This is a genomic window from Methylobacterium sp. DB0501 (assembly GCF_011043735.1).
GTDB classification, from domain to species: Bacteria; Pseudomonadota; Alphaproteobacteria; order Rhizobiales; family Beijerinckiaceae; genus Methylobacterium; species Methylobacterium alsaeris.
Window position 1 is genome coordinate 178,009 of sequence record NZ_JAAKGV010000003.1, and the last position, 25,285, is coordinate 203,293.

A 25,285-nucleotide genomic window follows, 5' to 3' on the forward strand; every position below is an offset into this window, starting at 1 on the left:
TCGCGAAGGTATGCTCGACACGGCCATGCCCGGTGACCTGCCCGCGATGCGTGAGACCCTCTTCCCCGGCGGTGGCGAGATGGGCGCACGCCTGCGCGCCCACGACTGGGCGGCGACGCCCCTCGGGCCGGTCGAGGGCTGGCCGCCATCGCTGACCACGGCCGTGCGGATCATGCTCGGCTCGCGCTTCGCCATGTGGATGGCGTGGGGCCCCGAACTGACGTTCTTCTGCAACGACGCCTACAAGCCGACGCTCGGCGTCAAGGAGGCCTGGGCGCTCGGGGCCCGCTCCGACCGGGTCTGGGCCGAGATCTGGCCCGATATCGGCCCGCGCATCGCCCAGGTGCTGAGCACCGGCCAGGCGACCTGGGACGAGGCGCTGCTGCTGTTCCTGGAGCGGCGCGGCTTCACCGAGGAGAGCTATCACACCTTCTCGTACAGCCCGCTCGCCGACGATGCCGGCACCGTCAGCGGCATGCTCTGCGTCGTCTCGGAGGAGACCGAGCGGGTGATCGGCGAGCGGCGCCTACGTTCCTTGCGCGATCTCGGCGCCGGGATGGCGGCGGCCCGGAATGCGGCGGAGGTCGGCGCGGTCGTGGCCGATTGCCTGGGCGAGGGGACCGCCGACCTGCCGGTGGCCCTGGCCTATTCGGGCGGCGACGCGCAAGGAGCCGAGGCTGCCCTGCTGGCGCGGGCGGGGATCGGGCCCGGGCATCCGGCCGTCGCGCGGGCGGACGAGGCGGTGCTCCTGGCGCTCGGCCTCCTCGAATCCCCCGGCCGGAATTCCTCCGGTCAAGATTCGTCCGCCCCGCGCCTGCTGCCGGTCGCGGAACTCGGCCCGCTCTTCGCCGACCTGCCGGCCGGCCCGTGGGACCGGGCCCCGACCCATGCCCTGGTGCTGCCGATCGCCCAGCAGGGCCAGAGCCGCCCGGCCGGGGTGTTCGTCGCCGGGCTGAACCCCTATCGGCCCCTCGACGAGGAGTATCGCGGCTTCGTCGCGCTGTTCGTCGGCCAGATCGCCACGGGCTTGGCCAACGCCAATGCCTACGAGGCCGAGCGGCGCCGGGCCGAGGCCTTCGCCGAACTCGACCGGCAGAAGACCGTGTTCTTCTCCAACGTCAGCCACGAGTTCCGCACGCCCCTGACCCTGATGCTCGGGCCGCTCGCCGAGGTGCTGGCGTCAGGCTCCCCCCGCCTCGACCCCGACACGGGCCGCCTCGTGGATCTGGCCCACCGCAACGGCCTGCGGCTCCTGCGGCTCGTCAACGCGCTCCTCGACTTCTCGCGCATCGAGGCCGGCCGGGCCCAGGCCGCCTTCGAGCCCCTCGATCTCTGCCGCTTCACCGCAGAGCTGGCCTCGAGCTTCCGCTCGGCCACCGACAAGGCCGGCCTCGTCCTCGATGTCGATTGCCGGGGCCTGCCCGAGCCCGCCTTCGTCGACCCGGAGATGTGGGAGAAGATCGTCCTCAACCTCGTCTCCAACGCCTTCAAGTTCACCCTCGAGGGCAGCATCGCGGTGCGCCTGCGGGCGGAGGAGGGCCGGGCGGTGCTCACCGTGGCGGATACCGGCCTCGGCATCCCGGACGCCGAGCTGCCGCGGCTGTTCGAGCGCTTCCACCGGGTCGAGGGCGCGCAGGGGCGCAGCTTCGAGGGCTCCGGCATCGGCCTCGCCCTGGTGCAGGAGCTGGTCCGTCTCCACGGCGGCACGGTCGCGGTCGCGAGCAGCCTGGGCCACGGCAGCACCTTCACGGTGAGCCTGCCGCTCGGCCGCGACCACCTGCCGGAGGACCGCATCCGCGCGCCCCGGACCGGGGGCTCGACCGCCACCCGCTCGCACGCCTTCGTCGAGGAGGCGACGCGCTGGCTCGGCGACGAGGGATTTGCACCGCCGGGGCTTGCGCCGGCCGATCTCGGCGAGGCGCCCCGCCCGGTTCCGCCCGGCCTCACCGGCCGGGTGCTGCTCGCCGACGACAATGCCGACATGCGGGCCTATGTCGGGCGCCTGCTCGGCGACAGCGGCCACGTCGTCGAGGCGGTGGGTGACGGTCGCGCGGCGCTGGAGGCGGCGCGCCGCCACGCCCCCGACCTCGTCCTCTCCGACGTGATGATGCCGGGGCTCGACGGGTTCGGGCTGCTCGCCGCCCTGCGCGACGATCCCTCGCTCCGCGGCATCCCGGTGATCCTGCTCTCGGCCCGGGCCGGCGAGGAGGCGCGCATCGAGGGGCTGGCGGCGGGCGCCGACGACTACCTGATCAAGCCGTTCTCGGCCCGAGAGCTGCAGGTCCGGGTCGAGACCAACCTGCGCCTCGCCCGGGTCCGGCGCGAGGCGGCGGACGCCCTGCGGCAGGTCAACGAGACCCTGGAGGTCCAGGTCGCCGCGCGCACCCGCGAGCGCGACCGGATGTGGCGCCTGTCGAAGGACGTGATGCTGATCGCGCGGTTCGACGGCACCATGGCGGCGCTCAACCCGGCCTGGGAGGGGGTGCTGGGCTGGAAGCCGGCGGACCTCGTCGGCCGCTCGTTCCTCGACTTCGTCCACCCCGACGACCGCGCCCGCACGGCCGCGGAGGCCCGGCGCATCGAGGGAGGCGAGACCACGCTGCTGTTCGAGAACCGTTATCGCCACGCCGACGGTTCCTACCGGACCCTGTCCTGGACGGCGGTGCCGGGGGAGGACCATCTCCACGCGGTGGGGCGCGACGTCACCGAGCAGCGCGAGCTGGAGGAGGCCTTCCGTCAGTCGCAGAAGATGGAGGCGGTGGGCCAGCTCACCGGCGGCATCGCCCACGACTTCAACAACCTGCTCACCGGCATCGTCGGCTCCCTCGACCTGCTCTCGACGCGGCTCTCGCAAGGCCGTCTCGACGTCGCGCCCCGCTACATCGAGGCGGCGCTGACCTCCGCCCACCGCGCCGCGGCGCTGACCCACCGGCTGCTGGCCTTCGCCCGGCGCCAGCCCCTCGACCCGCAGGCCGTCGACGCCAACGCGCTGGTCGCCTCCCTGGAGGATCTGGTCCGCCGCACGCTGGGCGAGACCGTCACCCTGGAGACCCGCCTCGGCGAGGGGCTGTGGCCGACGCTCTGCGACGCCAACCAGCTCGAGAGCGCGATCCTCAACCTCGCCATCAATGCCCGCGACGCGATGCCGGAGGGCGGGCGGCTCACCATCGAGACCCGCAACGTCGAGCTCGACGCGATCTTCGCCGCCGCCCACGGCGACGTGGCGCCGGGGCCCTATATCCGCCTCGCCGTGACCGATACCGGCACCGGCATGCCGCCGGAGGTGGTGCGCCGCGCCTTCGACCCGTTCTTCACCACGAAGCCGATCGGGCAGGGCACGGGCTTGGGCTTGTCGATGATCTACGGCTTCGCCCGCCAGTCCGACGGCCACGCGGTCATTGCCTCCGAGGTCGGCCGCGGCACCACCGTGGCGCTCTACCTGCCGCGCCACGACCGACCCGCCGATGCCGACCCGCCTGCCGAGACCGCGGCTGCCTCGCAGGCCGTGCCCGCGCCGCCGGTCGCCGGCAGCGGCGAGACCGTGCTGGTGGTGGAGGACGAGCCGGCGGTGCGCAGCCTGATCGTCGACGTGCTGCGCGACCTCGGCTACCGGGCGCTGGAGGCCCAGGACGGCCCGGCCGGCCTCGCCGCCCTGCGGGCGCCCGGCCGCATCGATCTCCTCGTCACCGATGTCGGCCTGCCGGGCCTCAACGGCCGCCAGCTCGCCGATGCCGCCCGCGAGCACCGCCCGGACCTCAAGGTGCTGTTCATCACGGGCTACGCCGAGAACGCCGCCATGGCGGGGTTCCTGGCCCCCGGCATGCAGATGATCACCAAGCCGTTCCCGGTCGATCTCCTGGCGCGACGCATCCGGGCGATGATCGAGGGGTGAGCGGGCGATTGCCGTTGCGGCACGATGCTCCTCGTCCCGTCTTCCGGGAAAGACGGGAGGGTGAGAACGGGGCGGTGGTCCGTCCGGCAGCGTCCCCCGCGAGCCGGCACCGCGCCTATGCGCCGGGCGCCTTCTCAGCCATGCGCCTTCGCGCAGGGAGGCCCCACGGGGTGGACCTCAGGCCCGAACCCCTGTAACAGCACCATCCTCCACGAAAAGACCGTAGGGATTCCCCGCGCGCCGCAGAGCGCCCGCCGCCGACGCGGCCGGCCCTCTCCACGAGGCCATGAGCTTCCAAGAGCCATGGGCCTCCGGAGCCGATTCGATCCCCGCGCGTCGCATTACCCCGGGATCGAATCCACGTGCCGTTTCCTGTTCTGCCCGCCCCCCTCGCCAAGGCCCTCGCCGACCGCGGCTACGAAGACCCGACGCCGGTCCAGGCCGCCGTCCTCGAGCCCGAGACCGAGGGGCGCGACCTCGTCGTCTCGGCCCAGACCGGCTCCGGCAAGACCGTCGCCTACGGCCTGGCGCTCGCCCGTACCCTGCTCGGCGACGCCGAGATGCTGCCTGCGCCCGGCGCGCCCCTGGCGCTGGTGATCGCGCCGACCCGTGAGCTGGCGCTCCAGGTCCATCGCGAGCTGTCCTGGCTCTACGGCCCGGCCGGCGCCCGCGTCGTGTCCTGCGTCGGCGGCATGGATCCGCGGCGCGAGAGCCGCTGGCTCGCCGACGGCGTCCATATCGTGGTCGGCACGCCCGGCCGCCTGCGTGACCATCTCGAGCGGCGCAACCTCGACCCGTCGGCGTTGCGCGCCGTGGTGCTCGACGAGGCCGACGAGATGCTGGATCTCGGCTTCCGCGAGGATCTGGAGTTCATCCTCGGCACGACGCCTGCCGAGCGGCGCACCCTGCTGTTCTCCGCCACCCTGCCGAAGGCCATCGTGGCGCTCGCCGAGTCCTATCAGCGCGATGCGAAGCGCATCGCGGTCGTCGGCGAGACCAAGGCCCATGCCGACATCGAGTACCGCGCCTTCCGCATCCTGCCGCGGGAGACCGAGCTCGTGGTGGTCAACACCCTGCGCCAGATCGAGTCGCGTACCGCGATCGTGTTCTGCAACACCCGCAATTCCGTGCGCCACCTCCAGGCGGTGCTGACCGAGCGCGGCTTCCAGGCCGTGGCCTTGTCGGGCGAGCTCGGCCAGGGCGAGCGCAACGCCGCCCTCCAGGCCCTGCGCGACGGCCGCGCCCGGGTCTGCGTCGCCACCGACGTCGCCGCCCGCGGCATCGACCTGCCGGGCCTCGGCCTCGTCATCCACGCCGAGCTGCCCAACGATGCCGAGGTGATGCAGCACCGCTCCGGCCGCACCGGCCGGGCCGGGCGCAAGGGCATCAGCGTGCTGCTCGTGCCGCCGTCGCGCCGCCGCCGGGCCGAGGAGCTGATGGTGCGGGCGAACGTGGTGCCGGTCTGGTCCGGCCCGCCGCCGGCCGACGAGATCCGCGCCCTCGACCAGGAGCGCCTGCTCCAGGACCCGCTCGTCACCGACGAGGTCAGCGACGAGGATCGGGCGATGGCCCAGTCGCTGCTCGCCCAGCGCTCGGCCGAGGACCTCGCCGCCGCCCTGGTGCGGGCCTACCGCTCGCGCCTGCCGGCTCCGGAGGATGTCACCGATCCGGGCTTCACCACCGGCCGCGGCGCGACGACCAAGCGCGAGACCACCCCGCGGGACGGCCCGCGCGCCCCGTTCGGGTCGAGCGTGTGGTTCCGCCTCAATGTCGGCCGGCGCGACAATGCCGACCCGCGCCGCCTGCTGCCGATGCTGTGCCGCCGCGGCGACGTGACCCGCGAGGAGATCGGCGCGATCCGGATCTTCGACCGCGAGACCAAGTTCGAGGTCCGCGGCGGTGCCGCCGAGCGCTTCGCCCACACCTTCCCCCGCACCGGCCCGGCCGACCTCCAGGTCGAGGCCCTGGCCGGCGGCGAGGCCGAGGTGCCGCCGCGCCCGCGCCAGCCCCGCCGCAACACCAATGCCCGACGGGGGTGAGCGGGCACCTCGCCTGCGTAATATCCCCGTTCGCCACGGTGCCGACTTGATCCCTCCCCCCTCTGCGGGGGAGGGTGCCCCACGACGTGGGACGGGAGGGGGGGACGCCGCTTCCGGAGAGGCCGCGGCCATTCTGACGGGCGCCGTGTTCCTAGACGTCGCGCTGCCCCTCTCCCGGCTCACTGCGTTCGCCACCCGCCCTGCAGAGGGAGGAGGGTTGGGCGCTTGCGCTTCATGAGGCCCCGATGACCGACACCGTCGAGATCCGCCACCGCGACACCATCGCCCGTCTCGCCCTCACCGGCGCCGAGCCGGTCTCCTGGCGGGTCGGCGGCACCGAGTACCTCTGGTCGGGCGATCCGGCGCATTGGAACCGGCACGCGCCCTGGCTGTTCCCGGTCGTCGGCGCCTCCGCGGGCGGCGTCATCACGGTGGCGGGCCGCGCCTACCCGATGGCGCAGCACGGCTTCGCCCGCGACAGCCGCTTCGACGTGGTCGCACAGGCCGAGGACAGCGTCACCGTCCGCCTCGCCGACACCGCGGAATCCCGGACGCACTACCCGTTCGCCTTCCGCGTCGACATCACCGCCACGGTCCGGGACGGCGCGCTCGCCTTCGCCTGCACGGTCCACAATCCGGGCTCCGAGCCGCTGCCCTACGGCCTCGGCTTCCATCCGGCCTTCCCGTGGCCCTTCGCGGACGGCGCCCGCGCGGCCGGCGGCGGCTACGCGGTGCGCTTCGATGTGCCGGAGCGGCCGGCGGTGCCGGAGGTCGGGCCCGGCGGCCTGCTGGTGCGCAGCGAGCGGCCGCTGCCCCTCGACGGCGACACCCTGCCCCTCGATCCGGAGATGTTCACCGAGGCGCTGGTCTTCCTGAACGCCCGCAGCCGCCGCATGCGCTTCACCGCGCCGTCGGGCGCGACGATCGCCCTCGAGACGGAGGATTTCCCCCACCTCGCGGTCTGGACGAAGCCGACGGCGCCGTTCCTGTCGCTCGAATGCTGGACCGGCCACGCCGACTGGCAGGGCTTCTCCGGCGAGCTTGCGACGCGCGATTCGCAGGCCCTGCTGGCGCCGGGCGCGAGCGCCCGCCACGGCGTGACCCTGCGTTTCACGCCGGCCTGACCGGCCACCGTCAACCGCCCGTCAACCAGCCGTAAGCCCTACTCGCCGGCGCGACCCACCCGCGACCGGAGCCCGGCCCGATGCCCGACGCCGAACCCGCCGACCTGATCCTGCCCGGCGCGCCCGATGTGCGGGCGGCGGCCATCGCGTGGCTCGCGGGGCTCGCCTCGGAGCGGCGCCTGTCGCCCAACACCGTCGAGGCCTACCGGCGCGACCTGCGCCAGTTCCTGGTCCACCTGGCCCGCCACGGTCGGAACCCCGACATCCCGACGCTGATCGGGCTCAAGCCCCGCGACCTGCGCGCCTTCATGGCGGCACGGCGCCAGGAGGGGGTAGGTGGGCGCAGCCTGATGCGGGCGCTCGCAGGCCTGCGCTCCTTCGCTCGCCACCTCGATCGCGAGGGGCACGGCAGCGTCGCGGCGCTCGCCGCCGTGCGCTCGCCCAAGGTCGAGCGGCGCCTGCCCCGGCCGCTGCCCGTCGCCGCCGCAATCGCCATGGCGAGCCCCGACATCCGGGCCGGCGACGAGCGCCCGCCCTGGGTGCTCGCCCGGGACGCCGCGGTGCTGGCCCTGCTCTACGGCTCGGGCCTGCGCATCTCGGAGGCGCTGGGCCTCGCGCGCCGCGACGCCCCGCTCGACGGCATCGACGCCGTGACGGTGATCGGCAAGGGCCAGAAGACCCGCAGCGTGCCGGTGATTCCCCAGGTTCAGGCCGCGGTGGCCGAGTATCTGCGCCTGTGCCCCTACGGCCTCCCCCCGGAGGGGCCGCTCTTCGTCGGCGCCAAGGGCGGGCCGCTCTCGCCGCGCATCGTCCAGCTCGCCGTCGCCTCGATGCGCGGGGCGCTCGGGTTGCCCGACAGCGCGACGCCGCACGCCCTGCGCCACTCCTTCGCCACCCATCTCCTCGCCCGCCAAGGCGACCTGAGGGCAATCCAGGAGCTGTTGGGGCACGCTTCCCTCGCGACGACGCAGGTTTACACCAAGGTCGATGCGGTTCGTCTGCTCGACGCGTTCGATGCCGCACATCCGCGGGCCCGGGCATCGTGAGCCATATCGGCTCATCGTAATCGAGTGCTAATCTTTGCCGGTTAGCACTTTAGACCCCAGGCGGCCCGACCTGCGACCTTGAACCGGAGGCCGGGCCGATCCTGACGTTGACCTGCGATTCGGACGAAGCACGATGGCGGTGAGCGACAAAGATGCCCGCGGACCGGCCACGGCCCTCGTCGCCGACCGCGATCCCGCCCTGCGCCGCAGCCTCGTGGCCCTGATCCGGGCGCATGACCCCTCGTTGCACATCATCGAGGCGGAGACGAGCCGCGAGACCTGCGAGACCTGCCTGATCCACCGGCCGGTCCTCGCCTTCGTCGGCCTGCAATTCGAGGACGCGACGGGCCCGGAGGCGGTCGCCCGCTTCAAGGCGCAAGGGTTCGCGGTGCCCTGCCTGATCCTGATCGCGACGCAGATCTTCTCTCGCTGGACGGAAGTCTCGCAGCACCTCGACGCCCACGAGTTCCTGCGCCTGCCCCTCGACGAGGCCCATGTCGCCGGGCTGCTCCAGGCCCATGCCCGGCGCCGCCAGCCGACTCGCCTGCTCCTCGTCGACAGCGCCCCCCAGAGCCGCGCCCTGGTGCGCCGGATCCTGGCGACCTCCGGGTTCAACCTCGCGGTCGAGGAGATCGAGAGCGGCCCCCATGCCCTCAAGCTCGCCCGGCAGGCGGCCTGCGACGTCGTGCTGATCGATGTCGGCCTGCGCGGCGGGGGCGGGGGGCTCGAACTCGCCTGCCAGATCCGCGAGGTGGCGCCCGGCACGCCGCTGGTGCTGATGACCGGGGGCGACGCCGCCTCCATGGCCCAGGCCTCGCGCCATTTCGGCATCGACTACGTGCTGCGGAAGCCCTTCTTCGCCCGCGACGTCGACCGGGTGCTCTACCACGTGCTGGGTCTGCGCCGGCCCTACCTCATCAACGCCACCACCGAGGCCCTGCCGGCCCAAGCCGCAGCGCGCTAGGGAAGCCGCAGCGCGCTAGGGAAGCCGCAGCGCGCTAGGGAAGCCGCCGCGCGGTCGGCCCGAGCCGGTCGGTCACTCGGCCGGTACCTCGCGGGCCCGCCCGATGGCGACGTGCGGCACCAGGAGGGCGGTGGCGAAGGCCGCCGCGGAGATCACCAGCACGGCCCAGAAGGTCTGGTGCAGGGCGTGCTGCAGCACCTGTCGTACGGCCTCGGCCTCCCCCGGCAAGCCGCCCGCCGCCAGCGCCTGCTGCAGGCTGTCGGCCGTGACGGTGCTGCCCGCGGCCGCCAGGCCGTGATTGAGCACCGCGCCGAACACCGTGGCGCCGAGCGTGCTGCCGAGGTTGCGCGAGAAGATGTTCGACGCAGTGGCGCTGCCGCGCTGGGTCCAGGGCACGATCTCCTGGATCAGCATCAGGGCCGCGTTGCTGAGCAGCCCCATGCCGAAGCCCATGATCAGCGAGCCGGCTCCGGCCTGCGCCGGCGGGCTGCCGGGCTGCAGCGTCACGATCGCCAGCGCGCCGAGCGGCAGCAGCAGGCCGCCGGTGACCAGGATGCGCCGCAGGCCGAAGCGGTGCAGGTTGCGCGCCGCCAGCGTCGCGCCCATCGGCCAGCCGAGCACCATCACGGTGAGCGCCATGCCGGCGACGATCGGGGTCTGCCCGAGCACGCCCTGCACGTACATCGGCAGGAAGGTGGTGAGCCCGATGAGCGCCATGCCCGCCAGGAGCGAGGTGGCGTTGGCGGCGGCGATCGGCCGGCGCCGCCAGAGGGCGGCGTCGATCACCGGTTCCGGCGCCCGGCTCTCCTGCAAGGCCAGCAGCACTGCCGCGACGAGGCCGAGCGCGGCGGCTCCCGTCACGACGGACCAGCGCGCCTCGCCTGCCTCGGTCAGCGCCACCATCAGGGCGGCGACCGTCAGGGTGAACAGGGCCGCGCCCTTGGCGTCGACCGGCCGGCGCTGGCGCCGCTCGCCCTCGTGCAGGAAGAGCACGAACAGGGCGGTCGCCACCACCCCGACCGGCAGGTTGATCCAGAAGATCCACGACCACGAGGCGTGCGCGATGATGAAGCCTCCCGCCAGGGGCCCGACCACCGCCGAGATCGCCCAGACGCTGGCGAGGAAGCCCTGGATCCGCCCGCGCTCCTGGGCGCTGTAGAGGTCGCCCACGATGGTGAGCGCGATCGGCTGGATCGCCCCGGCGCCGACGCCCTGGATCAGCCGGAAGGCGATCATCGCCGGCATCGACCAGGCGAAGCCGCACAGGGTCGAGGCGGCGAGGAACACCGCGATGCCGATGAGCAGCACGGGCTTGCGCCCATGGATGTCGGCGAGCTTGCCGAACACGATGGTGGCGGCGGTCTGGGTCAGCAGGAAGCCGGAGAAGACCCAGGCGTAGAGCGACAGCCCGCCGAGCTCGCCGACGATGCCCGGCATCGCGGTCGAGATGATCGTCGCCTCGATCGCCACCATCGCCATGGCGGCCATCACGGCGGCGATCACGAGGGGACGGCGCGTCGTCCGGGAAGTCGTCATGGTCGAAAGGCTTCGGGCAGGGGAGGGGGCCGACCGGCGCAGCTATACCGATCCGCCCGGAAAGCAACCGGTGCCCGGCGCAGGCCAGACCCGCGCGAAGCCGCCCGCCCAATGCTTACTCTGCGTAAGTGACCGGTAGGGCGGTGGTGTACTTGATCCGCTCCATCGCGAAGGCGGAACTGACGTCGTAGAGATCGACAGACTGGATCAACCGCTTGTAGACCCGGTCATAGGCCGCGATGTCGGGCACGACGATGCGCAGCAGGTAATCGGTCTCGCCGCTCATCCGGTAGAACTCGACCACTTCGGGGATCGTCACCACGGCGGCGCAGAACCGTTCGGCCCAGTCGGCGGTGTGCCGGTTGGTGCGCACCGACACGAACACCGTGACGCCGACCCGCATCCGGTCGGGATCGAGCAGCGCCACCCGGCGCTGGATCACCCCCTGCGCCTCCAGCTTCTGGATCCGCCGCCAGCACGGCGAGGCCGACAGGCCGACTCGCGCGGCGATCGCCTCCAGCGAGTCGGCCGCGTTCTCCTGCAGGCACAACAGGATTTTTCGGTCGAACTCGTCCACGCAAGATTTTCCCAATCGACGGCGATTCAGCACAACCAGCTTGCGTAATCCTGCGGTAAACCGGGAAAATTCGCAATCCGGCTTCGCGGCTCCCGTGCGATCCTCATGTGCCTTTCGAGACCCCCACAGTTCCTTCCGGACTCCGTCCAACGGGTCCTTCAGAAATCCGCGAGACTCCGATGTCGAAGCTGTCCTTCTCCGAGCACCCGGCCTCCGTCGGCGAGACCTATTTCGAGCATATGGGCGTCGCGACCGGCTTCGGCCTCCGCATGATCGCCGGGGGGCTGGCCTGCCTGGTGCACGGCCTGCTGCCCTTCGCCTTCACCAGCACCGGCTCGCGCACGGTCCTCAAGCTGCACGACCGCATGGTGGCGCACCGCACGCGTGCGGCGCATGCCCGGGCCGATGCCTCCACCGATGCCCCCGGTGCCGTCTCGGCCTGACCCCTTCTCTCGACGAGGCTCGTTTCGACGGGGCTTGCTCGCGTCGCGGCTTGACGTTTCCGGGACATTTCCGGACCCTGGCTCTCACACGGTCCCGGCGGGCACTCTCCCCGAGCGTCCGGACAGGGGCCGGGAACCAGGGAGCATTCGCCCATGCCGTTCCTCAGGCGCGCCGTCGGCGCGCTGGCCGTCGCGCTCGGCCTTTCCGCCTCTCCTGCGAACGCCGAGACCGGCGAGGTCCGCTTCACCCGCCAGCCCGGCCTGATCTACATGCCGATGGTGCTGGCCGAGCAGCAGCGCCTGGTCGAGAAGCACGTCGCGGCGGCGGGCCTCGGCCCGGTCAAGGTGAGCTGGGTCACGCTGACGAGCGGCGGCGCCTCGGTCGATGCGCTGATCTCCGGCAACGTCGACTTCGTGACGAGCGGCGCCACCAACCTGCTGCTGGCCTGGGACCGCACCCGCGGCGAGGTGAAGGGGCTGGCCGCCTCTGCCGGCGCGCCGATGATGCTCGTCACCCGCAACCCGGCGGTGAAGACGCTCGCCGACTTCTCGGCCAAGGACCGGATCGCGGTGCCGACCGTGAAGGTTTCCGCACAAGCGGTGATGCTGCAGATCGCCGCCGAGCGCCAGCTCGGCGAGGCCGGCCGCAACAAGCTCGATCCGATCACCGTGCAGCTCGGCCACCCCGACGCGGTGGGGGCGTTGCTCGGGGGCACCAGCGAGGTCAACAGCCACTTCTCGCTGCCGCCCTACCAGCAGATCGAGCTGAAGGACCCGAAGATCCACGTGGTGCTGAACTCCTACGACGTGGTCGGCGGGCCGTTGAGCAACGCCATCGTGTTCGGCCGCGGCAAGTTCATGGAGCAGAACCCCAGGACCACCGCCGCGGTGCTCGCCGCCATCGAGGAGGCGAACGCCCTCATTCGCGACGACCCGAAGCGCGCCGCCGAACTCTATCTCGGCGCCACCAAGGAGAAGTTCGAGCCCGACGAGCTCGTCGCCATGATGAAGCAGCCCGGCGTCGTGTTCTCGACCACGCCCTACGGCACGATGCTGCAGGCCGACCACCTGGCGAAGGCCGGCGTGCTGAAGACCCGGCCGAAGGCGTGGACGGATTTCTTCTACAAGGCGGTGCACGGCCAGCCGGGGACGTAGGGGAGGGCGCGAGACGAGCCGGGCTTGGCCGACGGCGAGGCCCGGCTCCGACGACAGGCCCCCCTCCTGGTCGATCCGGGCTCCGCTTCGCGGCCCCGGGGCGGCCCTGCGAGGTGGACACGGGTCTGCAAACGGACCCGGCTTCGTGCCCCGGCCGGGCTTCGCGCCTCAGCGCCGCAGGAGATCCAGCCCGGCGCGGCCGACGGTGAGCTCGCCGATGTCGCATTCGGCCACGCTGTTGGCCGGGAAGGCGACGGCTCCCGAGGCCGAGGCGCCGCCGGTGCCGTAGCCGTAGGCGCTGCGGCCCCAGCCGCTCGCCGCCCGCACCGGCCGGGCGCCGGGGCGCGGATACGGCCCGACGGTGTCGTGGTCGAACGGGCTCCACATCCGGCAATCGTAGCCGGGCAGACCGGTGATGAGGGGGCCGACGGGAGCGGGCGCGCGGGTCCGCGGGCCGGCGAGCGCCAGGGTCGGCATCAGGGCCGCGGCGATGAGGACGACGCTTCGGATCATGCCCAGTCTCCCGGCCGTCGCGGCTGTCGGCCCTCTGGTCCGAGATAGGCGAGTGCGGACGCTCCGCCAGCGTGGCGGTCCGGGGTGAGGTGCCAATGTCGGGCGGGCTGCCGGCTTTGTCCGCCAGCGGGGCCGGTGACATCGTCGATCGATCCCACTCGGGACCTCGGGACGAGGTCCGGGAATAGGATCGCGCGGGAGGCGTCCGTCGAAGAGTCGAAGGGATCCGTCGCCCGGGAAGCCTCAATCCCGGCAGGTGATCCGGATCGGGCGGTCCGAGGTCTTCACCGCCGGGGCGGCCTCGATCGCGCCGGTATACTCGTCCTGGGCGGCGATGCCGTAGGAGGCCGACTTGGCGTAGCCCTGCGACTCGCACCAGGCATCCGCCACCACCTGGCCGCACTCGCCGCCGGTGGCCAGGCACTCGGCGACGCCGTAGCCGTCGCTGGAGGGGATCAGGAAGGTCTTCTCCACGCCCGCCGTCTGCGAGGCGGCCAGCGCCGGGGCGGCGGCGCAGGCCAGGACACCGAGGGCGCTGAGGACGGCGAGGGTGTGACGCATGGGGCAAACCTTCTGAACGGAGCCGTCGGCATCCGGCTCCGGCCCGACACTGGGCGTGGGTGGTAAACAATCTCTCTACGCATCGTGCGAGCGGGGCGATTACGCAGCGTCCGGCACGGGCTTGGCCCCGGCGGCGTCTGCCTTCTCGAATTGCTCACGGAATTGAGCTAACCCGGATCGGCTCTCCGGGGCGTCTCACCCGTGCAACAGGCGTCCGCCCCGGTCGCCCGCGCGGGGAGCGCCGGGAGGACCGGCCGGACGGGACCGAGCCCGATCCGGCAACGACTTAGAACCTCGGCCGGACCGCCCGACGGCGACCCGGCCCGACCCCGTCCCGCAGGTGTTTCATGGCCTCGCTGTTGCGCCTCTACAACACGCTCTCCCGGGCCAAGGAGCCGCTCCGGCCGATCGATTCGGGCCGGGTGCGGATGTATGCCTGCGGCCCGACCGTCTACGACGCCGCCCATATCGGCAACGCCCGGCCGCTGATCGTCTTCGACCTGCTGTTCCGGCTGCTGCGCCACGTCTACGGCGCGGAGGCGGTGACCTATGCCCGCAACGTCACGGACGTGGACGACAAGATCAACGCCCGGGCGGCGGAGCGCGGGATCACCATCCGCGAACTCACCGACGGGACGCTGGCGCAGTTCCACGACGACATCCGCCGCCTCGGCATCCTGATGCCCGGGGACGTGAACGTGGCGGGCCGACCCCCGGCGATGATCGAGCCGCGGGCGACCGATCACATCGTCGAGATGGTCGCGCTGATCGACCGGCTGATCGCTGCCGGCCACGCTTACGTGGCCGAGGACCACGTGCTGTTCGACGTGCCCTCGATGCCCGATTACGGCGCCCTGTCGCGCCGCCCCCTCGACGAGATGGAGGCCGGCGCCCGGGTCGACGTGGCGCCCTACAAGCGGTCGCCGCTCGATTTCGTGCTGTGGAAGCCCTCGAAGCCCGGCGAGCCGTCCTGGTCCTCGCCCGGCGGCATCGAGGTCCCGGGGCGGCCGGGCTGGCACATCGAGTGCTCGGCCATGGCCTGGAAGCATCTCGGCGAGACCTTCGACATCCATGCCGGCGGCATCGACCTGGTGTTTCCCCACCACGAGAACGAGGTGGCGCAGTCGCGCTGCTGCTTCGGCACGCCGGTGATGGCCAACATCTGGCTCCACAACGGCTTCCTGCAGGTCGAAGGGGAGAAGATGTCGAAGTCGCTGGGCAACTTCGTCACCTTGCGCGAGGTGCTGGCGGACTGGCCGGGCGAGGTCGTGCGCCTCGCCATGCTGCGCACCCATTACCGCCAGCCGATCGACTGGACCCTGCGCGCCCTGGAGGAGGCGAGCCGCACCCTCGACCGCTGGTACGATGCCGCCGGCGACGTAGCGCCCGGCCCGGCGCCCGAGATGGTGCTGGAACCCCTCCTCGACGACCTCAACACCCCGGCGGCGCTCGGCGAGGTGCACCGCCTCGACGATCCGGCGGCGCTCAAGGCGGGCGCCGGCCTCCTCGGTCTCCTCGGACAGTCGAAGTCCGAGCGCGACCGCGCGGCAATGGCGGCCTCGGGGGTCGACGCGGCGGCGGTGGAGCAACTGATCGCCGAGCGCAAGGACGCCCGCGCCCGCAAGGACTGGGCGGAATCCGACCGGATCCGCGGCGCGCTGACCGCGCTCGGGGTGACGGTGAAGGACAACAAGGACGGCACCACCACCTGGACGGTGAGTCAGGAGGGGAGGACGGCATGAGGATCGCGGCATGAGGACGATCGAGGAGGTGCTGTCGCCGCCGACGGACGCGGAGGCCGCCGCCGCCCTGGCGCGGTTCGCCGTCGATGCACGCCGGCATTACGGCCCGCGCCTCCTCGATCTCTACCTGATCGCCAGCCGCGCCCGGGGCGATGCCCGGCCCGAGAGCGACGCCGAAGGGGCCGTGTAATCCTGGCGGTGATCCTGACGGATGGAGCGTGGCGGATCATCGACGAAGCGCGCCTCCTTGCCGACCTCTGCTACGACCGGCTGATCGAGGACGGCCTCGATATCCAGGCTCGCCCGGTCTCCCAAAGCGCCTGGAAACGACCCGGCGCTCCACCCAAACCCCGCCCTGGTCCGCGCCATGCGGCGCGATGCCCGGCGCATCGAGGGGGGGGGCGGTGACGGAACTCCGGCTCCGGGCAGAGGAGGCTCTGGCCGAGGCCAGGATCCTGCTCGCGGCGGGTCGCCCGAACGGCGCGATCAACCGAGCCTATTATGCCGCCTTCACGGCCGCGCGGGTGATCGTGGCGCGGCCGAACCGGACGGCGATCCGCCGGGTTGACGCCTCCCCTCCGGCGGCCCTCACCCCTCGACGACCGAGGGCCAGACGATGGCCTGCGCCACGATCACGTCCGTGCCGTTGAAGGTGCAGGACGGTGAGCCGTACAGCTTGTAGCCGAGCGCCAGCGCTTCCGAGATCCGGCGGCAGAAATTGGTGTCGTCCTTGCCGGTAATCAGGCGGTAGGGGAGCATGTCGTTCGGGGGCTTCGGGTCCGAGGTCGTGTTCAAGGTGGGCTCCTGGTGACGGTGCACGTTTGCTCCCACCCGCGACCTCGGGGCTGAGGTCGCGGGTGGGAGAGCGCGAAGTCTGCCGCCTTTCCCCGGATGGGCCGAAAGTGGCAGCCCTCTTGGTGTGCCCTCGAAGGCTCAGAACTTCTCCTCGATCAGCGCATCGGCCTCCGGCCGCGGCTCCGCGCGCTGGACCGCCGCGCGCAGCATCGGCACCACCTGACCCGGCTCCTCGGCGACGAGGTAGCTGAGATCCAGCCCCTCGCGGATGAAGCCGGTGCGGCGCATGTGGTCGAGGAGGGCGAGGAAGGGGGTCCAGAAATCCGCCACCGAGAGCAGCAGGATCGGCTTGGCGTGCTGGCCGAGCTGCGACCAGGTCATCTGCTCGACCAGCTCCTCCAGGGTGCCGATGCCGCCCGGCATCGCCACGAAGGCGTCGGAGCGGTCGAACATCAGCTTCTTGCGGGTGTGCATGTCGGAGACCACGATGGTCTCCTGCACGTCGTCGAGCATGCGCTCGCGCGATTTCAGGAAGTCCGGGATGATGCCGGTGACGTGGCCGCCATGGTCGAGCACGGCCCGCGCCACCGTGCCCATCAGCCCGACATTGCCGCCGCCATAGACCAGGGCGATGCCGGCCTCCGCCAGGTGGCGCCCGAGCGCCCGCGCCGCCGCCTCGAAGACCGGATCGGTGCCGAATCCCGAGCCGCAATACACGCAAACCGTCCGCATCGAGTCTCCGCACCGTTCGCAGCCGAAACCGGCCGTTATCACGCAAGATTCCGGCCGAGCCGCGCGATTCGCGCCGCGTGGTCTCGACCGGCCAGTCCTGTTAATATGACGGCGATGGCGCGGACGTGTCGACCGGAGGCGAAAGGTCGCGCGGCCACATACGACGCCGTGACCCCGGAGGACCCGTGAGCGGGAGTGTTGCGCCATGACGACCGAGTTTCGGACGATCGAGTTGCGCCGGGGCCTCGTCCTCGCCTCCGTGGGCGTCGTTGCCGGGTTCGTGCTCATCGGCGTCGCAGCGAGCGGCACGCGCCTGTTCTCGCTCTCCACGCCGGACGCCCCGCCCGCCGGGACCTCCGCCCCGACCCCTCTCGCCGCCCTTCCGGCGGAGCCGGCCGGACCCGGGATACCTCCGGCGGAGCCGGGCCAGCCTGGATCGTCTCCGGCCATGCCGAAGGCCGAGGCGCCGGGGGCGCCGGCCTTCGACGTCATCCGGGTCGAGCCCGACGGCGCAAGCGTCCTCGCCGGACGCGGTCGCCCCGGGGCCGTGATCGAGGTCCTGCGCGACGGTGCGCCCTACGCCCGCACCAAGGCCGATGAGGCCGGCAACTTCGCCCTGGTGCCGCCGGTCCTGCCGCCGGGCAGCCACGAGATCACCCTGCGCAGCACCGCGCCGGACGGCACCACGGCCTCGAGCCAGGCCAGCGCCGTGGTGGTGGTGGCGCAGGACCGCCGCACCAAGCCCCTCGTCGCCGTGACGGCGCCCGGCCGTCCGACCGCCGTGCTGTCGCTGCCGGACAAGTCCCCGGCGGGGGAGGCCAGAACGCTCGCTGAGGGCGCCAAGCCGCAGGCCAACGACGCCAAGCCGCAGGCCAACGACGCCGAGCCGCAGGCCAAGGACGTCGTTAAGTCCGACACCCCGCAGCCCGGCCCGGCGCCGGTCAAGGTCGTCGGCATCGATGCCGAGGCGGGCGGGCGGCTCTACGTGATGGCGCAGGGCGCCCCGAAGGCGGATCTGCGCCTCTACCTCAACGACACGCTGGTGGCGCCCGGAAAGGCGGGGCCGGACGGCCGCGTCGCCTTCACGATCGGGCGCGGGGTCAAGCCGGGCGATTACCGGGTGCGGGTCGATCAGGTCGATCCCGCCTCCGGCGCGGTCAAGACCCGCGCCGAGACCGCCTTTGCGGTGCCGGCGTCGCTCGGCCCGGCCCCCGCCGACGCCCCGGGCCGTCCGCCCGCGACGGGCGGCACCCCGGCCCAGACGAGTGCGGGCGCTCGGCCGGCGCCCGGTTCCCCGAATGCGACGGCCTCCACCCCCGGCCGAGCGCCGGGCGCGGAGGCGGCGCCCGGTCCCGCCGCCACCGAGCCCGGCACGGTGTTCGTGCCCGGCATCAGCACCGCGACGGTCACCCGCGGCGACAACCTGTGGAGCATCAGCCGCAAGACCTACGGCAAGGGCCTGCGCTACACCGTGATCTTCGACGCCAACCAGGGCCAGATCCGCGATCCGAACCGGATCTACCCGGGCCAGGTCTTCGTGCTGCCCGGCGAGGCGCCGATGGGGCAGCGGCAGGTGCCGGGCGGCCCGGGCTGAGAACCGTCACCCCGACCGCAGGCCCGGGCCGCGTCGGACGCGCTGTCTCCCTGTCGCATCCTGGCCTATATGCGGCGCCGATCCCGTGCGGAACCGGTTCCTTGTCCATCACCCAGACCCCCCCGGCCGAGCCCGAGCGGCCCGGCCTCGTCGCGACCTACCGCCGCCTCTGGCCCTATCTCTGGCCCCACGGCCGGCCGGACCTGCAGCGCCGCGTCTTCGTCGCGTTCGGCCTGCTGCTCGTCGCCAAGGTGGTCACCCTGGCGATGCCCTTCACCTTCAAATGGGCGACCGACGCCCTGGTGGCGGTCGTCGGCGGGAAGGACGGGGCCGTCCCGACCGGGATCTGGGCCGCGCCGGCCCTGATGATCCTGCTCTACGGCGCCGCCCGGATCGCCATGGCGCTCCTGACACAGGTCCGCGACGGGCTGTTCGCCAAGGTGGCGATGCACGCGGTGCGGCGCCTGGCGCTGCAGACCTTCCGGCACATGCACCAATTGTCCCTGCGCTTCCACCTCGAGCGCAAGACCGGCGGACTGACCCGGGTGCTGGAGCGCGGCCGCAACGGCATCGAGGAATTGTCGCGCCTGATGGTGCTGACGCTGGTGCCGACCATCGTCGAGTTCCTGCTGGTGCTCGGCACGCTGGCCTACGAGTTCAGCCTCTCGTACTCGGCCGTCGTGCTCGTCATGGTGGCGGCCTATCTCGGCTACACCTACAAGGCCACGGAGTGGCGCATCGCCATCCGCCGGCGGATGAACGATTCCGACACCGACGCCAACACCAAGGCGGTCGATTCGCTGCTCAACTACGAGACGGTGAAATATTTCGGGGCGGAGGGGCGCGAGACCGCCCGCTACGACCAGTCGATGGCCCGCTACGAGAAGGCCTCGACGCAAACGTATGTCTCGCTCGCGGTGCTGAATGCCGGCCAGGCGGTGATCTTCACGATCGGCATGGGCGTGGTGATGTGGCTCGCCGCCCGCGACATCATGGCCGGGCGGGCGACGATCGGCGGTTTCGTGCTGGTCAACACCATGCTGGTGCAGCTCTCGATGCCGCTCAACTTCATGGGCATGATCTATCGCGAGATCAAGCAGGCGCTGATCGACATCGACGACATGTTCAAGATCCTGCACCGCAACCCCGAGATCGCCGACCGGCCGGGCGCCGAGCCGCTCGCGATCTCCGAGGCGGTGGTGCGGTTCGAGGACGTGCATTTCGCCTACGTGCCGGAGCGGCCGATCCTGCGCGGCATCAGCTTCACGGTGCCGGCGGGGCGCACGGTCGCGATCGTCGGGCCCTCGGGCGCCGGCAAGTCCACCCTGTCGCGCCTGCTGTTCCGGTTCTACGAGCCGCAATCCGGGCGCATCACGGTCGACGGGCAGGACATCGCAGGAGTCCAGCAGGACTCGTTACGCGCCGCGATCGGCATGGTGCCGCAGGACACGGTGCTGTTCAACGACACGATCGGCTACAACATCCGCTACGGCCGCTGGGAGGCGACCGAGGAGGAGGTGCGGGAGGCCGCCCGCCTCGCGCAGATCGACCGCTTCATCGCCGCCCTGCCGGAGGGCTACGACACGCCGGTGGGCGAGCGCGGCCTGAAGCTGTCGGGCGGCGAGAAGCAGCGCGTCGCCATCGCCCGCACCATCCTGAAAGGTCCCCCGATCCTGGTCCTCGACGAGGCGACCTCGGCGCTCGATTCGTTCACCGAGCGCGAGATCCAGGACGCCCTCGACCGGGTGAGCCGGGGCCGCACCACCCTGGTCATCGCCCACCGCCTCTCGACGGTGGTCGGCGCCGACGAGATCATCGTCCTCGACCAGGGCCGCATCGCCGAGCGCGGCACCCATCTGGCGCTGTTGGGCCAGGGCGGCATCTATGCGGCGATGTGGAACCGCCAGCGCGAGGCGGAGGCCGCCCGCGAGGCCCTGAAGCGGGCGGAGGCCGAGGAAGCCGAGAGCCTGCGGACGCACCTCGAGCCGGGGGAGATCCCCGGACCGGTGGCGAAGGCGCCCGAGCCCGCCTCGGTGTCGTGACGCAGGCCCCGCGCCGATCGAACGATTGACGCGCGGCCACGCGCCTGCCATCCGCGGGCGCTGGACCGGCGCGCTCGCGGCCGGCGAAGGCCCGAGGACCGACCCGAGGACTCATGACCGACCTGTTCGAGACGATCCGCCGCGTGCTGGTGCCGATCCACAAGGAGGGCTATCCCTTCATCGCGATCGGCATCGTGCTGACGGTGCTCGCCGGCACCTTCGTGCAGTTCTTCGGCTGGATCTTTCTGCTGCTGACGCTGTGGGTCTGCTACTTCTTCCGCGACCCCGAGCGGATCGTGCCGGTCGGCGACGGGCTGGTGATCTCGCCGGCCGACGGGCGGGTGAACCTGATCAGCACCGTGCTGCCCCCGGCCGAGCTCGACCTGCCCTCCGTGCCGATGCTGCGCATCTCGGTGTTCATGAACGTGTTCGACTGCCACGTGAACCGCGTGCCGGTCACCGGCCGGATCGACCAGGTCCACTACACCCCGGGCCTGTTCCTCAACGCCGAGCTCGACAAGGCGAGCGAGGACAACGAGCGCAACGGCCTCGTCATCGAGACCCGGCAGAACGGCGAGAGCGTCCGCATCGGCGTGGTGCAGATCGCCGGCCTCGTGGCGCGCCGCATCGTCGACTGGGTCAAGCCCGGCGACGACCTCACCGTCGGCGACCGCTTCGGCCTGATCCGCTTCGGGTCCCGCGTCGACGTCTACCTCCCGGCGGGCACCCGGGTGCTGGTCGGCCTCGGCCAGAAGGCGGTGGCCGGCGAGACCGTGCTCGCCGACCTGCGCGGGACCGGCCCGGTGCGGCAGTTCCGGCGCGTCTGACAGGGGAGGACCCTCGATGGAAGACCTCTTCCCCCCCTTCGCGCCCGAGCCGAACGAGCCCAAATCGGTCGAGCCCAGATCGCGCCGCTTCAAGGCGGTGCCGGTGCGGATGATCATCCCCAACATGATCACCCTGATGGCGGTCTGCCTCGGGCTCACCGCCGTGCGCCTCGCCTTCGAGGGCAAGTTCGAGCCGGCGGTGATCGCGATCGTCGCCGCCGCGGTGCTCGACGGCGTCGACGGCCGGGTGGCGCGCCTGCTCAAGGGCACCTCGCGCTTCGGCGCCGAGCTGGATTCGCTCGCCGACTTCGTCAATTTCGGCTGCGCCCCGGCGCTGATCCTCTACACCTTCGCCCTGCACAACCTGAAATCGGTCGGCTGGATCGTCGCGCTGATCTTCGCCATCGCGATGGCCCTGCGGCTGGCCCGCTTCAACGTGATGCTGGACGATCCCAACCGGCCGGAATGGAAGAAGGACTTCTTCGTCGGCATGCCGGCCCCGGCCGGCGCGCTGACGGTGATGCTGCCGCTCTACCTGCACTTCCTCGGCTTCGAGATGTCGCCCGCCCTCGCCCCGGTGGCGCTGATCTACATGCTGGTGATCGCCCTCATGGTGATCTCGACGGTGCCGACCTTCTCGGGCAAGACCGTCGGCAAGCGCGTGCCGCGGGAATACGTGCTGCCGATCTTCGTCGTGACGGTGGCGGCGTTCGGGCTCTTGATCAGCTTCCCGTTCGAGATCCTGGCGCTCCTGAGCCTCGGCTACCTCTGCGCGATCCCGATCGGCGCCAACCAGTACCGGCGCAAGCTCAAGGCCGAGGCGGCGCAAGGACCCGCGGTGCCGGTCGACGAGGCGCCGGCGGCCTGAGAGTCCGATCGGTCGGCCACCGATTTCGAACCCTCCATCGTCGTCCCGGGTTCCGCTTTCGCGGCCCCGGGACGACGATGGAGAGAGACGTAGGCATGGGGGCCGAACGGACGGCCTCCTGCCTAATCAAACAGGCCCGGAGAGCAGTGTTCACACCCGCCGCGCCACGATGAACAGCCTCGGGAACGGCAGCAGCACCCGGCCGTCCTCCTGCATCGGATAGGCGTGGCGCAGGGCTGCCTCGTAGCGGGCGAGATAGGCGGCCTGCCCTTGCCCGTCGAGGGGGGCCAGGAACGGCCGCAAGCCCGTCGCGCGCACCCACTCGACGATGCCCCGATGACCCTGGAGCGGGTGGGTGTAGGTGGTGCGCCACAGATCGACGGTGCAGCCCGCCCGCGACAGCCAGGTATCGTAGTCCCGCACGCCGCCGAGCGTGGTGCGGGCGCCCGCGGCGCCGGCCAGCGCCTCGCGGAAGGGCGCCTCCTCCGCCACCTCCCGCATCAGCCGGTGCGACGGCTCGTCGAGGTTGTCCGGCATCTGCACGGCGAGGCAGCCGCCCGGCGCCAGGAACCCGGCAAGGCGCGGCAGCAGGGTCTCGTGGTCGGGCAGCCAGTGCAGCACCGCGTTGGCGAAGATCAGGTCCGGCGCGGCATCGGGCGTCCACGCGGCGATGTCGGCCTCGGCGAAGGTGACGCCCGGCAGGGTCCGGCGCGCCTCCTCCAGCATCGCCGGCGAGGAATCGAGGCCGGTGATCGCGGCGTCGGGAAAGCGCGCTGCGAGGAGCGCCGTGCTGTTGCCCGGTCCGCAGCCGAGATCGACCGCCCGGGCCGGTGCGGTCAGGGGAACCCGCGACAGCAGGTCGGCCGATGGCCGTGTACGCTCGTCGGCGAATTTCAGGTACTGGCCCGCATCCCAATCCATCATCGGACGACTCCCCGCCGCGCTTCTCCGCCCCAGCTTAACCGGGATCGGTCCGCCTGCGCGACGCCGTGCCGTGCGCGGCAGGCCAGCCCGGACGGAAAGCCCCGCGGAGACGGCATGCTCGAGGAATTCAAGAAATTCGCCCTGCGGGGCAACGTCGTCGATCTGGCGATCGGCGTGGTGATCGGCGCGGCCTTCGGCGCCATCGTCACCTCGCTGGTGCAGGACGTCATCATGCCGACCGTCGGCGCGATCACCGGCGGGCTCGACTTCTCGAACTATTACCTGCCGCTGTCCTCCAAGGTGCAGACCGGCCTGTCCTACGCGGAGGCCAAGAAGCAGGGGGCGGTGATCGGTTACGGCCAGTTCATCACCGTGGCGCTGAACTTCCTGATCGTCGCCTTCGTGCTGTTCCTGGCGATCCGGGCCATGAACCAGCTGGTGCGGCGCGAGGAGGAGAAGAAGGAGGATCCGGCCGAGGTGAAGGTGCTCACGGAGATCCGGGACCTGCTGGCGGCGCGGCGATAAAGGGTCCGAACACCTGTCGGCGCGCCGGCGGTCGGAGGCTCGCCCTCCGCGACCGCCTCGTACGACTTCCGAATGTCGGCTTCGCTCAAGCGCGTGGAGCCTCCGGCTCCACCGCGCGGGTTGGTGAGACGAAGTCCGGAAAATCCCTTCCGGACTTCGTCTCACAGGGTCGTCCGGGGGCCGCGACGCGGATCCCGCGATGCGGACATGCAGATGTGAGAGGAGAAAGCGGCGCGCCGCTCACCTCTTTCCGCATCGCCTGCGCGCCTGGATCCCGGGCTCTCGCCTTCGGCAAGTCCCGGAATGCCGCGGAGGGTTTCAGGTCCGAAGCGCAGGCTCCGCCGGAGCCTCACCGCTTCCCCGGCGACGTCGTCCCGGGCGAGGCCCCGGGCAAGTCCCGCAGGATGTCCTTCAAGGCATCCTCCACCGCCTCGCGGCCGGTATCGTGGGCTTTCAGCCGGCCTTCGAGGCGGCGCAGCTGGGGGGTGAATTCCGGCGGCAGGCCCGGGTCGCCGAGGTAGTCCGGTTTCTCCGCCTCGGCATTGTAGGTCGAGCGGAGCTGCTGCCCGAGGTGCTCGCGCACCGGCTTGGGCAGCGGGGCGTCGTGGTTCTCGTGCGGGTCGGAAGGCATCGGGATCCGTATCGTTGCAGTATCGCGGCGCGGCAGGCGGGCCGCCGACGCCCGTCTCGAAGCAAAACGGCGATCGCGACGGTTTCGTTGCAGGATTTCGCGCAACGGTGGAACAGATTTTGCAACGTCCGGACGCAAGAAAGCCCCGGCGCAGGGCCGGGGCTTCCCGAAAGTCGGCCGCACCGCCCGGAGGCGGCGCGCACGCGATCAGTCGATGACCTGCACGATGCGACGGGTGCCCGGATCGACCAGCACCACGCGGTCGTTGACCACGGTGTAGCGGCGGCCGCGGATGCCGTAATCGGAGGGAACCTCGTAGTAGCTCACGCCCGAGGACGGCAGCACGGTGCCGACGCGGACATCGCCGTCCCAGTCGTACGAACGGTGCTGACGCACGGCGTAGGAGCGGAAGCGCGGACGGTCGTCGACGCCGAGCAGGCCACCGACCGCACCCGTCGCGGCCCCGACCGCGCCACCGACGATCGCGCCGACCGGGCCGGCCGCATCCGCACCCTCCTCGGCGCCGCGCTGGGCGCCGCCGATCAGGCCCTGAGCGTGGGCAGCCATCGGCAGGGACAGGGCAAGGGCGGCAGCGGCCAGAATGGTCTTGGTCTTCATCGAATCGATCTCCGTTTCGTCCAATCCACCCCGGTCGAGCGGGGCAGCTCTCGGGGGTGGTAACGTCGCTGTCGGCGAAACGGTTCAATCGATTCGGCAGAAATGTCGCGCTGCCCTGCGGGAGTACTCTGCAGGGC

General features: G+C 71.8%; 24 protein-coding genes. 15 read left to right on the forward strand and 9 right to left on the reverse strand.

Annotation, left to right across the window (positions count from 1 at the left end):
• The first annotated feature begins 46 nt into the window (after nucleotides 1-46).
• The 5 genes from G4G93_RS06485 (at nucleotide 47) to G4G93_RS06505 (ending at nucleotide 9,065) form a co-directional block, all read left to right on the forward strand.
• Nucleotides 47-3,892, forward strand: a complete 3,846-nt coding sequence (locus tag G4G93_RS06485; RefSeq protein WP_246736585.1) for an ATP-binding protein — start codon at nucleotides 47-49, stop codon at nucleotides 3,890-3,892.
• A gap of 362 nt (nucleotides 3,893-4,254) precedes the next feature.
• Nucleotides 4,255-5,931 (forward strand): DEAD/DEAH box helicase, encoded by a 1,677-nt coding sequence (locus G4G93_RS06490; RefSeq protein ID WP_165082392.1) that lies wholly within the window; start codon nucleotides 4,255-4,257, stop codon nucleotides 5,929-5,931.
• 245 nt (nucleotides 5,932-6,176) lie between these two features.
• Nucleotides 6,177-7,055 (forward strand): aldose 1-epimerase family protein, encoded by an 879-nt coding sequence (locus G4G93_RS06495; protein WP_165082393.1) that lies wholly within the window; start codon nucleotides 6,177-6,179, stop codon nucleotides 7,053-7,055.
• Nucleotides 7,056-7,135: 80 nt separating this feature from the next.
• A complete protein-coding gene (locus G4G93_RS06500) occupies nucleotides 7,136-8,101 on the forward strand; it encodes a tyrosine recombinase XerC (RefSeq protein ID WP_165082395.1) in 966 nt (321 codons plus the stop codon).
• 139 nt (nucleotides 8,102-8,240) lie between these two features.
• Nucleotides 8,241-9,065, forward strand: coding sequence for a response regulator (locus G4G93_RS06505; protein ID WP_165082397.1), 825 nt, complete (start codon nucleotides 8,241-8,243; stop codon nucleotides 9,063-9,065).
• Between the two features lie 72 nt (nucleotides 9,066-9,137).
• Here G4G93_RS06505 and G4G93_RS06510 read toward each other — a convergent pair whose 3' ends face one another.
• Nucleotides 9,138-10,601, reverse strand: a complete 1,464-nt coding sequence (locus G4G93_RS06510) for an MDR family MFS transporter (protein WP_165082399.1) — start codon at nucleotides 10,599-10,601, stop codon at nucleotides 9,138-9,140.
• Between the two features lie 115 nt (nucleotides 10,602-10,716).
• Nucleotides 10,717-11,178, reverse strand: a complete 462-nt coding sequence (locus tag G4G93_RS06515; RefSeq protein WP_165082401.1) for an Lrp/AsnC family transcriptional regulator — start codon at nucleotides 11,176-11,178, stop codon at nucleotides 10,717-10,719.
• 179 nt (nucleotides 11,179-11,357) lie between these two features.
• On the opposite strand from G4G93_RS06515, the gene G4G93_RS06520 reads away from it, so the two are divergent.
• A complete protein-coding gene (locus G4G93_RS06520; RefSeq protein ID WP_165082403.1) occupies nucleotides 11,358-11,621 on the forward strand; it encodes a DUF6356 family protein in 264 nt (87 codons plus the stop codon).
• Between the two features lie 153 nt (nucleotides 11,622-11,774).
• Nucleotides 11,775-12,776, forward strand: coding sequence for an ABC transporter substrate-binding protein (locus G4G93_RS06525; RefSeq protein WP_165082405.1), 1,002 nt, complete (start codon nucleotides 11,775-11,777; stop codon nucleotides 12,774-12,776).
• Nucleotides 12,777-12,944: 168 nt separating this feature from the next.
• Here G4G93_RS06525 and G4G93_RS06530 read toward each other — a convergent pair whose 3' ends face one another.
• Both G4G93_RS06530 and G4G93_RS06535 read right to left on the reverse strand, forming a co-directional pair.
• On the reverse strand, nucleotides 12,945-13,289 hold the full coding sequence (locus tag G4G93_RS06530; protein WP_165082407.1) for a hypothetical protein: 345 nt from the start codon (nucleotides 13,287-13,289) through the stop codon (nucleotides 12,945-12,947).
• Between the two features lie 243 nt (nucleotides 13,290-13,532).
• Complete coding sequence (locus G4G93_RS06535) at nucleotides 13,533-13,850, reverse strand: hypothetical protein (protein ID WP_165082409.1); 318 nt, start codon at nucleotides 13,848-13,850, stop codon at nucleotides 13,533-13,535.
• 347 nt (nucleotides 13,851-14,197) lie between these two features.
• Between G4G93_RS06535 and cysS the strand changes: the two genes are divergently transcribed.
• The 3 genes from cysS (at nucleotide 14,198) to G4G93_RS06550 (ending at nucleotide 16,242) form a co-directional block, all read left to right on the forward strand.
• Nucleotides 14,198-15,592 (forward strand): cysteine--tRNA ligase, encoded by a 1,395-nt coding sequence (gene cysS / locus G4G93_RS06540; protein WP_165082411.1) that lies wholly within the window; start codon nucleotides 14,198-14,200, stop codon nucleotides 15,590-15,592.
• A 10-nt stretch (nucleotides 15,593-15,602) separates the two neighbouring features.
• Nucleotides 15,603-15,782, forward strand: coding sequence for a hypothetical protein (locus tag G4G93_RS06545; RefSeq protein WP_165082413.1), 180 nt, complete (start codon nucleotides 15,603-15,605; stop codon nucleotides 15,780-15,782).
• A gap of 187 nt (nucleotides 15,783-15,969) precedes the next feature.
• A complete protein-coding gene (locus G4G93_RS06550; RefSeq protein ID WP_165082415.1) occupies nucleotides 15,970-16,242 on the forward strand; it encodes a HEPN domain-containing protein in 273 nt (90 codons plus the stop codon).
• Here the strand turns inward: G4G93_RS06550 and G4G93_RS06555 are convergent.
• Both G4G93_RS06555 and G4G93_RS06560 read right to left on the reverse strand, forming a co-directional pair.
• The gene (locus tag G4G93_RS06555; RefSeq protein ID WP_312891754.1) at nucleotides 16,181-16,387 is read right to left on the reverse strand and encodes a DUF1737 domain-containing protein; all 207 of its coding nucleotides are present in this window, start codon (nucleotides 16,385-16,387) and stop codon (nucleotides 16,181-16,183) included. The two genes, G4G93_RS06550 and G4G93_RS06555, sit on opposite strands and share 62 nt — an antisense overlap.
• A 138-nt stretch (nucleotides 16,388-16,525) precedes the next feature.
• Nucleotides 16,526-17,119, reverse strand: a complete 594-nt coding sequence (locus tag G4G93_RS06560) for a TIGR00730 family Rossman fold protein (protein WP_165082417.1) — start codon at nucleotides 17,117-17,119, stop codon at nucleotides 16,526-16,528.
• A gap of 205 nt (nucleotides 17,120-17,324) precedes the next feature.
• On the opposite strand from G4G93_RS06560, the gene G4G93_RS06565 reads away from it, so the two are divergent.
• The 4 genes from G4G93_RS06565 to pssA all read left to right on the forward strand — a co-directional run bounded on the left by G4G93_RS06565 (nucleotide 17,325) and on the right by pssA (nucleotide 22,450).
• Nucleotides 17,325-18,713, forward strand: coding sequence for a LysM peptidoglycan-binding domain-containing protein (locus G4G93_RS06565; protein WP_165082419.1), 1,389 nt, complete (start codon nucleotides 17,325-17,327; stop codon nucleotides 18,711-18,713).
• 101 nt (nucleotides 18,714-18,814) lie between these two features.
• On the forward strand, nucleotides 18,815-20,755 hold the full coding sequence (locus G4G93_RS06570) for an ABC transporter ATP-binding protein/permease (protein WP_206289573.1): 1,941 nt from the start codon (nucleotides 18,815-18,817) through the stop codon (nucleotides 20,753-20,755).
• 113 nt (nucleotides 20,756-20,868) lie between these two features.
• Nucleotides 20,869-21,582 (forward strand): phosphatidylserine decarboxylase, encoded by a 714-nt coding sequence (locus G4G93_RS06575; protein WP_165082421.1) that lies wholly within the window; start codon nucleotides 20,869-20,871, stop codon nucleotides 21,580-21,582.
• 16 nt (nucleotides 21,583-21,598) lie between these two features.
• Nucleotides 21,599-22,450, forward strand: coding sequence for a CDP-diacylglycerol--serine O-phosphatidyltransferase (pssA, locus tag G4G93_RS06580; protein WP_165082423.1), 852 nt, complete (start codon nucleotides 21,599-21,601; stop codon nucleotides 22,448-22,450).
• 150 nt (nucleotides 22,451-22,600) lie between these two features.
• On the opposite strand, the gene tam is transcribed toward pssA, so the two are convergent.
• Complete coding sequence (tam, locus tag G4G93_RS06585; RefSeq protein ID WP_165082425.1) at nucleotides 22,601-23,374, reverse strand: trans-aconitate 2-methyltransferase; 774 nt, start codon at nucleotides 23,372-23,374, stop codon at nucleotides 22,601-22,603.
• A gap of 114 nt (nucleotides 23,375-23,488) precedes the next feature.
• On the opposite strand from tam, the gene mscL reads away from it, so the two are divergent.
• The gene (gene mscL, locus G4G93_RS06590) at nucleotides 23,489-23,899 is read left to right on the forward strand and encodes a large conductance mechanosensitive channel protein MscL (RefSeq protein ID WP_165082427.1); all 411 of its coding nucleotides are present in this window, start codon (nucleotides 23,489-23,491) and stop codon (nucleotides 23,897-23,899) included.
• Nucleotides 23,900-24,248: 349 nt separating this feature from the next.
• On the opposite strand, the gene G4G93_RS06595 is transcribed toward mscL, so the two are convergent.
• Both G4G93_RS06595 and G4G93_RS06600 read right to left on the reverse strand, forming a co-directional pair.
• Nucleotides 24,249-24,530, reverse strand: a complete 282-nt coding sequence (locus G4G93_RS06595) for a hypothetical protein (RefSeq protein WP_165082429.1) — start codon at nucleotides 24,528-24,530, stop codon at nucleotides 24,249-24,251.
• 207 nt (nucleotides 24,531-24,737) lie between these two features.
• A complete protein-coding gene (locus tag G4G93_RS06600; RefSeq protein ID WP_165082431.1) occupies nucleotides 24,738-25,148 on the reverse strand; it encodes a DUF1236 domain-containing protein in 411 nt (136 codons plus the stop codon).
• Between the last annotated feature and the right edge of the window lie 137 nt (nucleotides 25,149-25,285).

Bases quoted from the DNA above. Each gene is read 5' to 3' on its own strand.
- G4G93_RS06485 (WP_246736585.1), top strand. From the start codon at position 47: ATGCGTGAGACCCTCTTCCCCGGCGGTGGCGAGATGGGCGCACGCCTG.
- G4G93_RS06495 (WP_165082393.1), top strand. From the start codon at position 6,177: ATGACCGACACCGTCGAGATCCGCCACCGCGACACCATCGCCCGTCTC.
- G4G93_RS06500 (WP_165082395.1), top strand. From the start codon at position 7,136: ATGCCCGACGCCGAACCCGCCGACCTGATCCTGCCCGGCGCGCCCGAT.
- G4G93_RS06510 (WP_165082399.1), bottom strand. From the start codon at position 10,601: ATGACGACTTCCCGGACGACGCGCCGTCCCCTCGTGATCGCCGCCGTG.
- G4G93_RS06520 (WP_165082403.1), top strand. From the start codon at position 11,358: ATGTCGAAGCTGTCCTTCTCCGAGCACCCGGCCTCCGTCGGCGAGACC.
- G4G93_RS06525 (WP_165082405.1), top strand. From the start codon at position 11,775: ATGCCGTTCCTCAGGCGCGCCGTCGGCGCGCTGGCCGTCGCGCTCGGC.
- G4G93_RS06530 (WP_165082407.1), bottom strand. From the start codon at position 13,289: ATGATCCGAAGCGTCGTCCTCATCGCCGCGGCCCTGATGCCGACCCTG.
- G4G93_RS06535 (WP_165082409.1), bottom strand. From the start codon at position 13,850: ATGCGTCACACCCTCGCCGTCCTCAGCGCCCTCGGTGTCCTGGCCTGC.
- cysS (WP_165082411.1), top strand. From the start codon at position 14,198: ATGGCCTCGCTGTTGCGCCTCTACAACACGCTCTCCCGGGCCAAGGAG.
- G4G93_RS06545 (WP_165082413.1), top strand. From the start codon at position 15,603: ATGAGGACGATCGAGGAGGTGCTGTCGCCGCCGACGGACGCGGAGGCC.
- G4G93_RS06550 (WP_165082415.1), top strand. From the start codon at position 15,970: ATGCCCGGCGCATCGAGGGGGGGGGCGGTGACGGAACTCCGGCTCCGG.
- G4G93_RS06560 (WP_165082417.1), bottom strand. From the start codon at position 17,119: ATGCGGACGGTTTGCGTGTATTGCGGCTCGGGATTCGGCACCGATCCG.
- G4G93_RS06565 (WP_165082419.1), top strand. From the start codon at position 17,325: ATGACGACCGAGTTTCGGACGATCGAGTTGCGCCGGGGCCTCGTCCTC.
- G4G93_RS06575 (WP_165082421.1), top strand. From the start codon at position 20,869: ATGACCGACCTGTTCGAGACGATCCGCCGCGTGCTGGTGCCGATCCAC.
- pssA (WP_165082423.1), top strand. From the start codon at position 21,599: ATGGAAGACCTCTTCCCCCCCTTCGCGCCCGAGCCGAACGAGCCCAAA.
- tam (WP_165082425.1), bottom strand. From the start codon at position 23,374: ATGATGGATTGGGATGCGGGCCAGTACCTGAAATTCGCCGACGAGCGT.
- mscL (WP_165082427.1), top strand. From the start codon at position 23,489: ATGCTCGAGGAATTCAAGAAATTCGCCCTGCGGGGCAACGTCGTCGAT.
- G4G93_RS06595 (WP_165082429.1), bottom strand. From the start codon at position 24,530: ATGCCTTCCGACCCGCACGAGAACCACGACGCCCCGCTGCCCAAGCCG.
- G4G93_RS06600 (WP_165082431.1), bottom strand. From the start codon at position 25,148: ATGAAGACCAAGACCATTCTGGCCGCTGCCGCCCTTGCCCTGTCCCTG.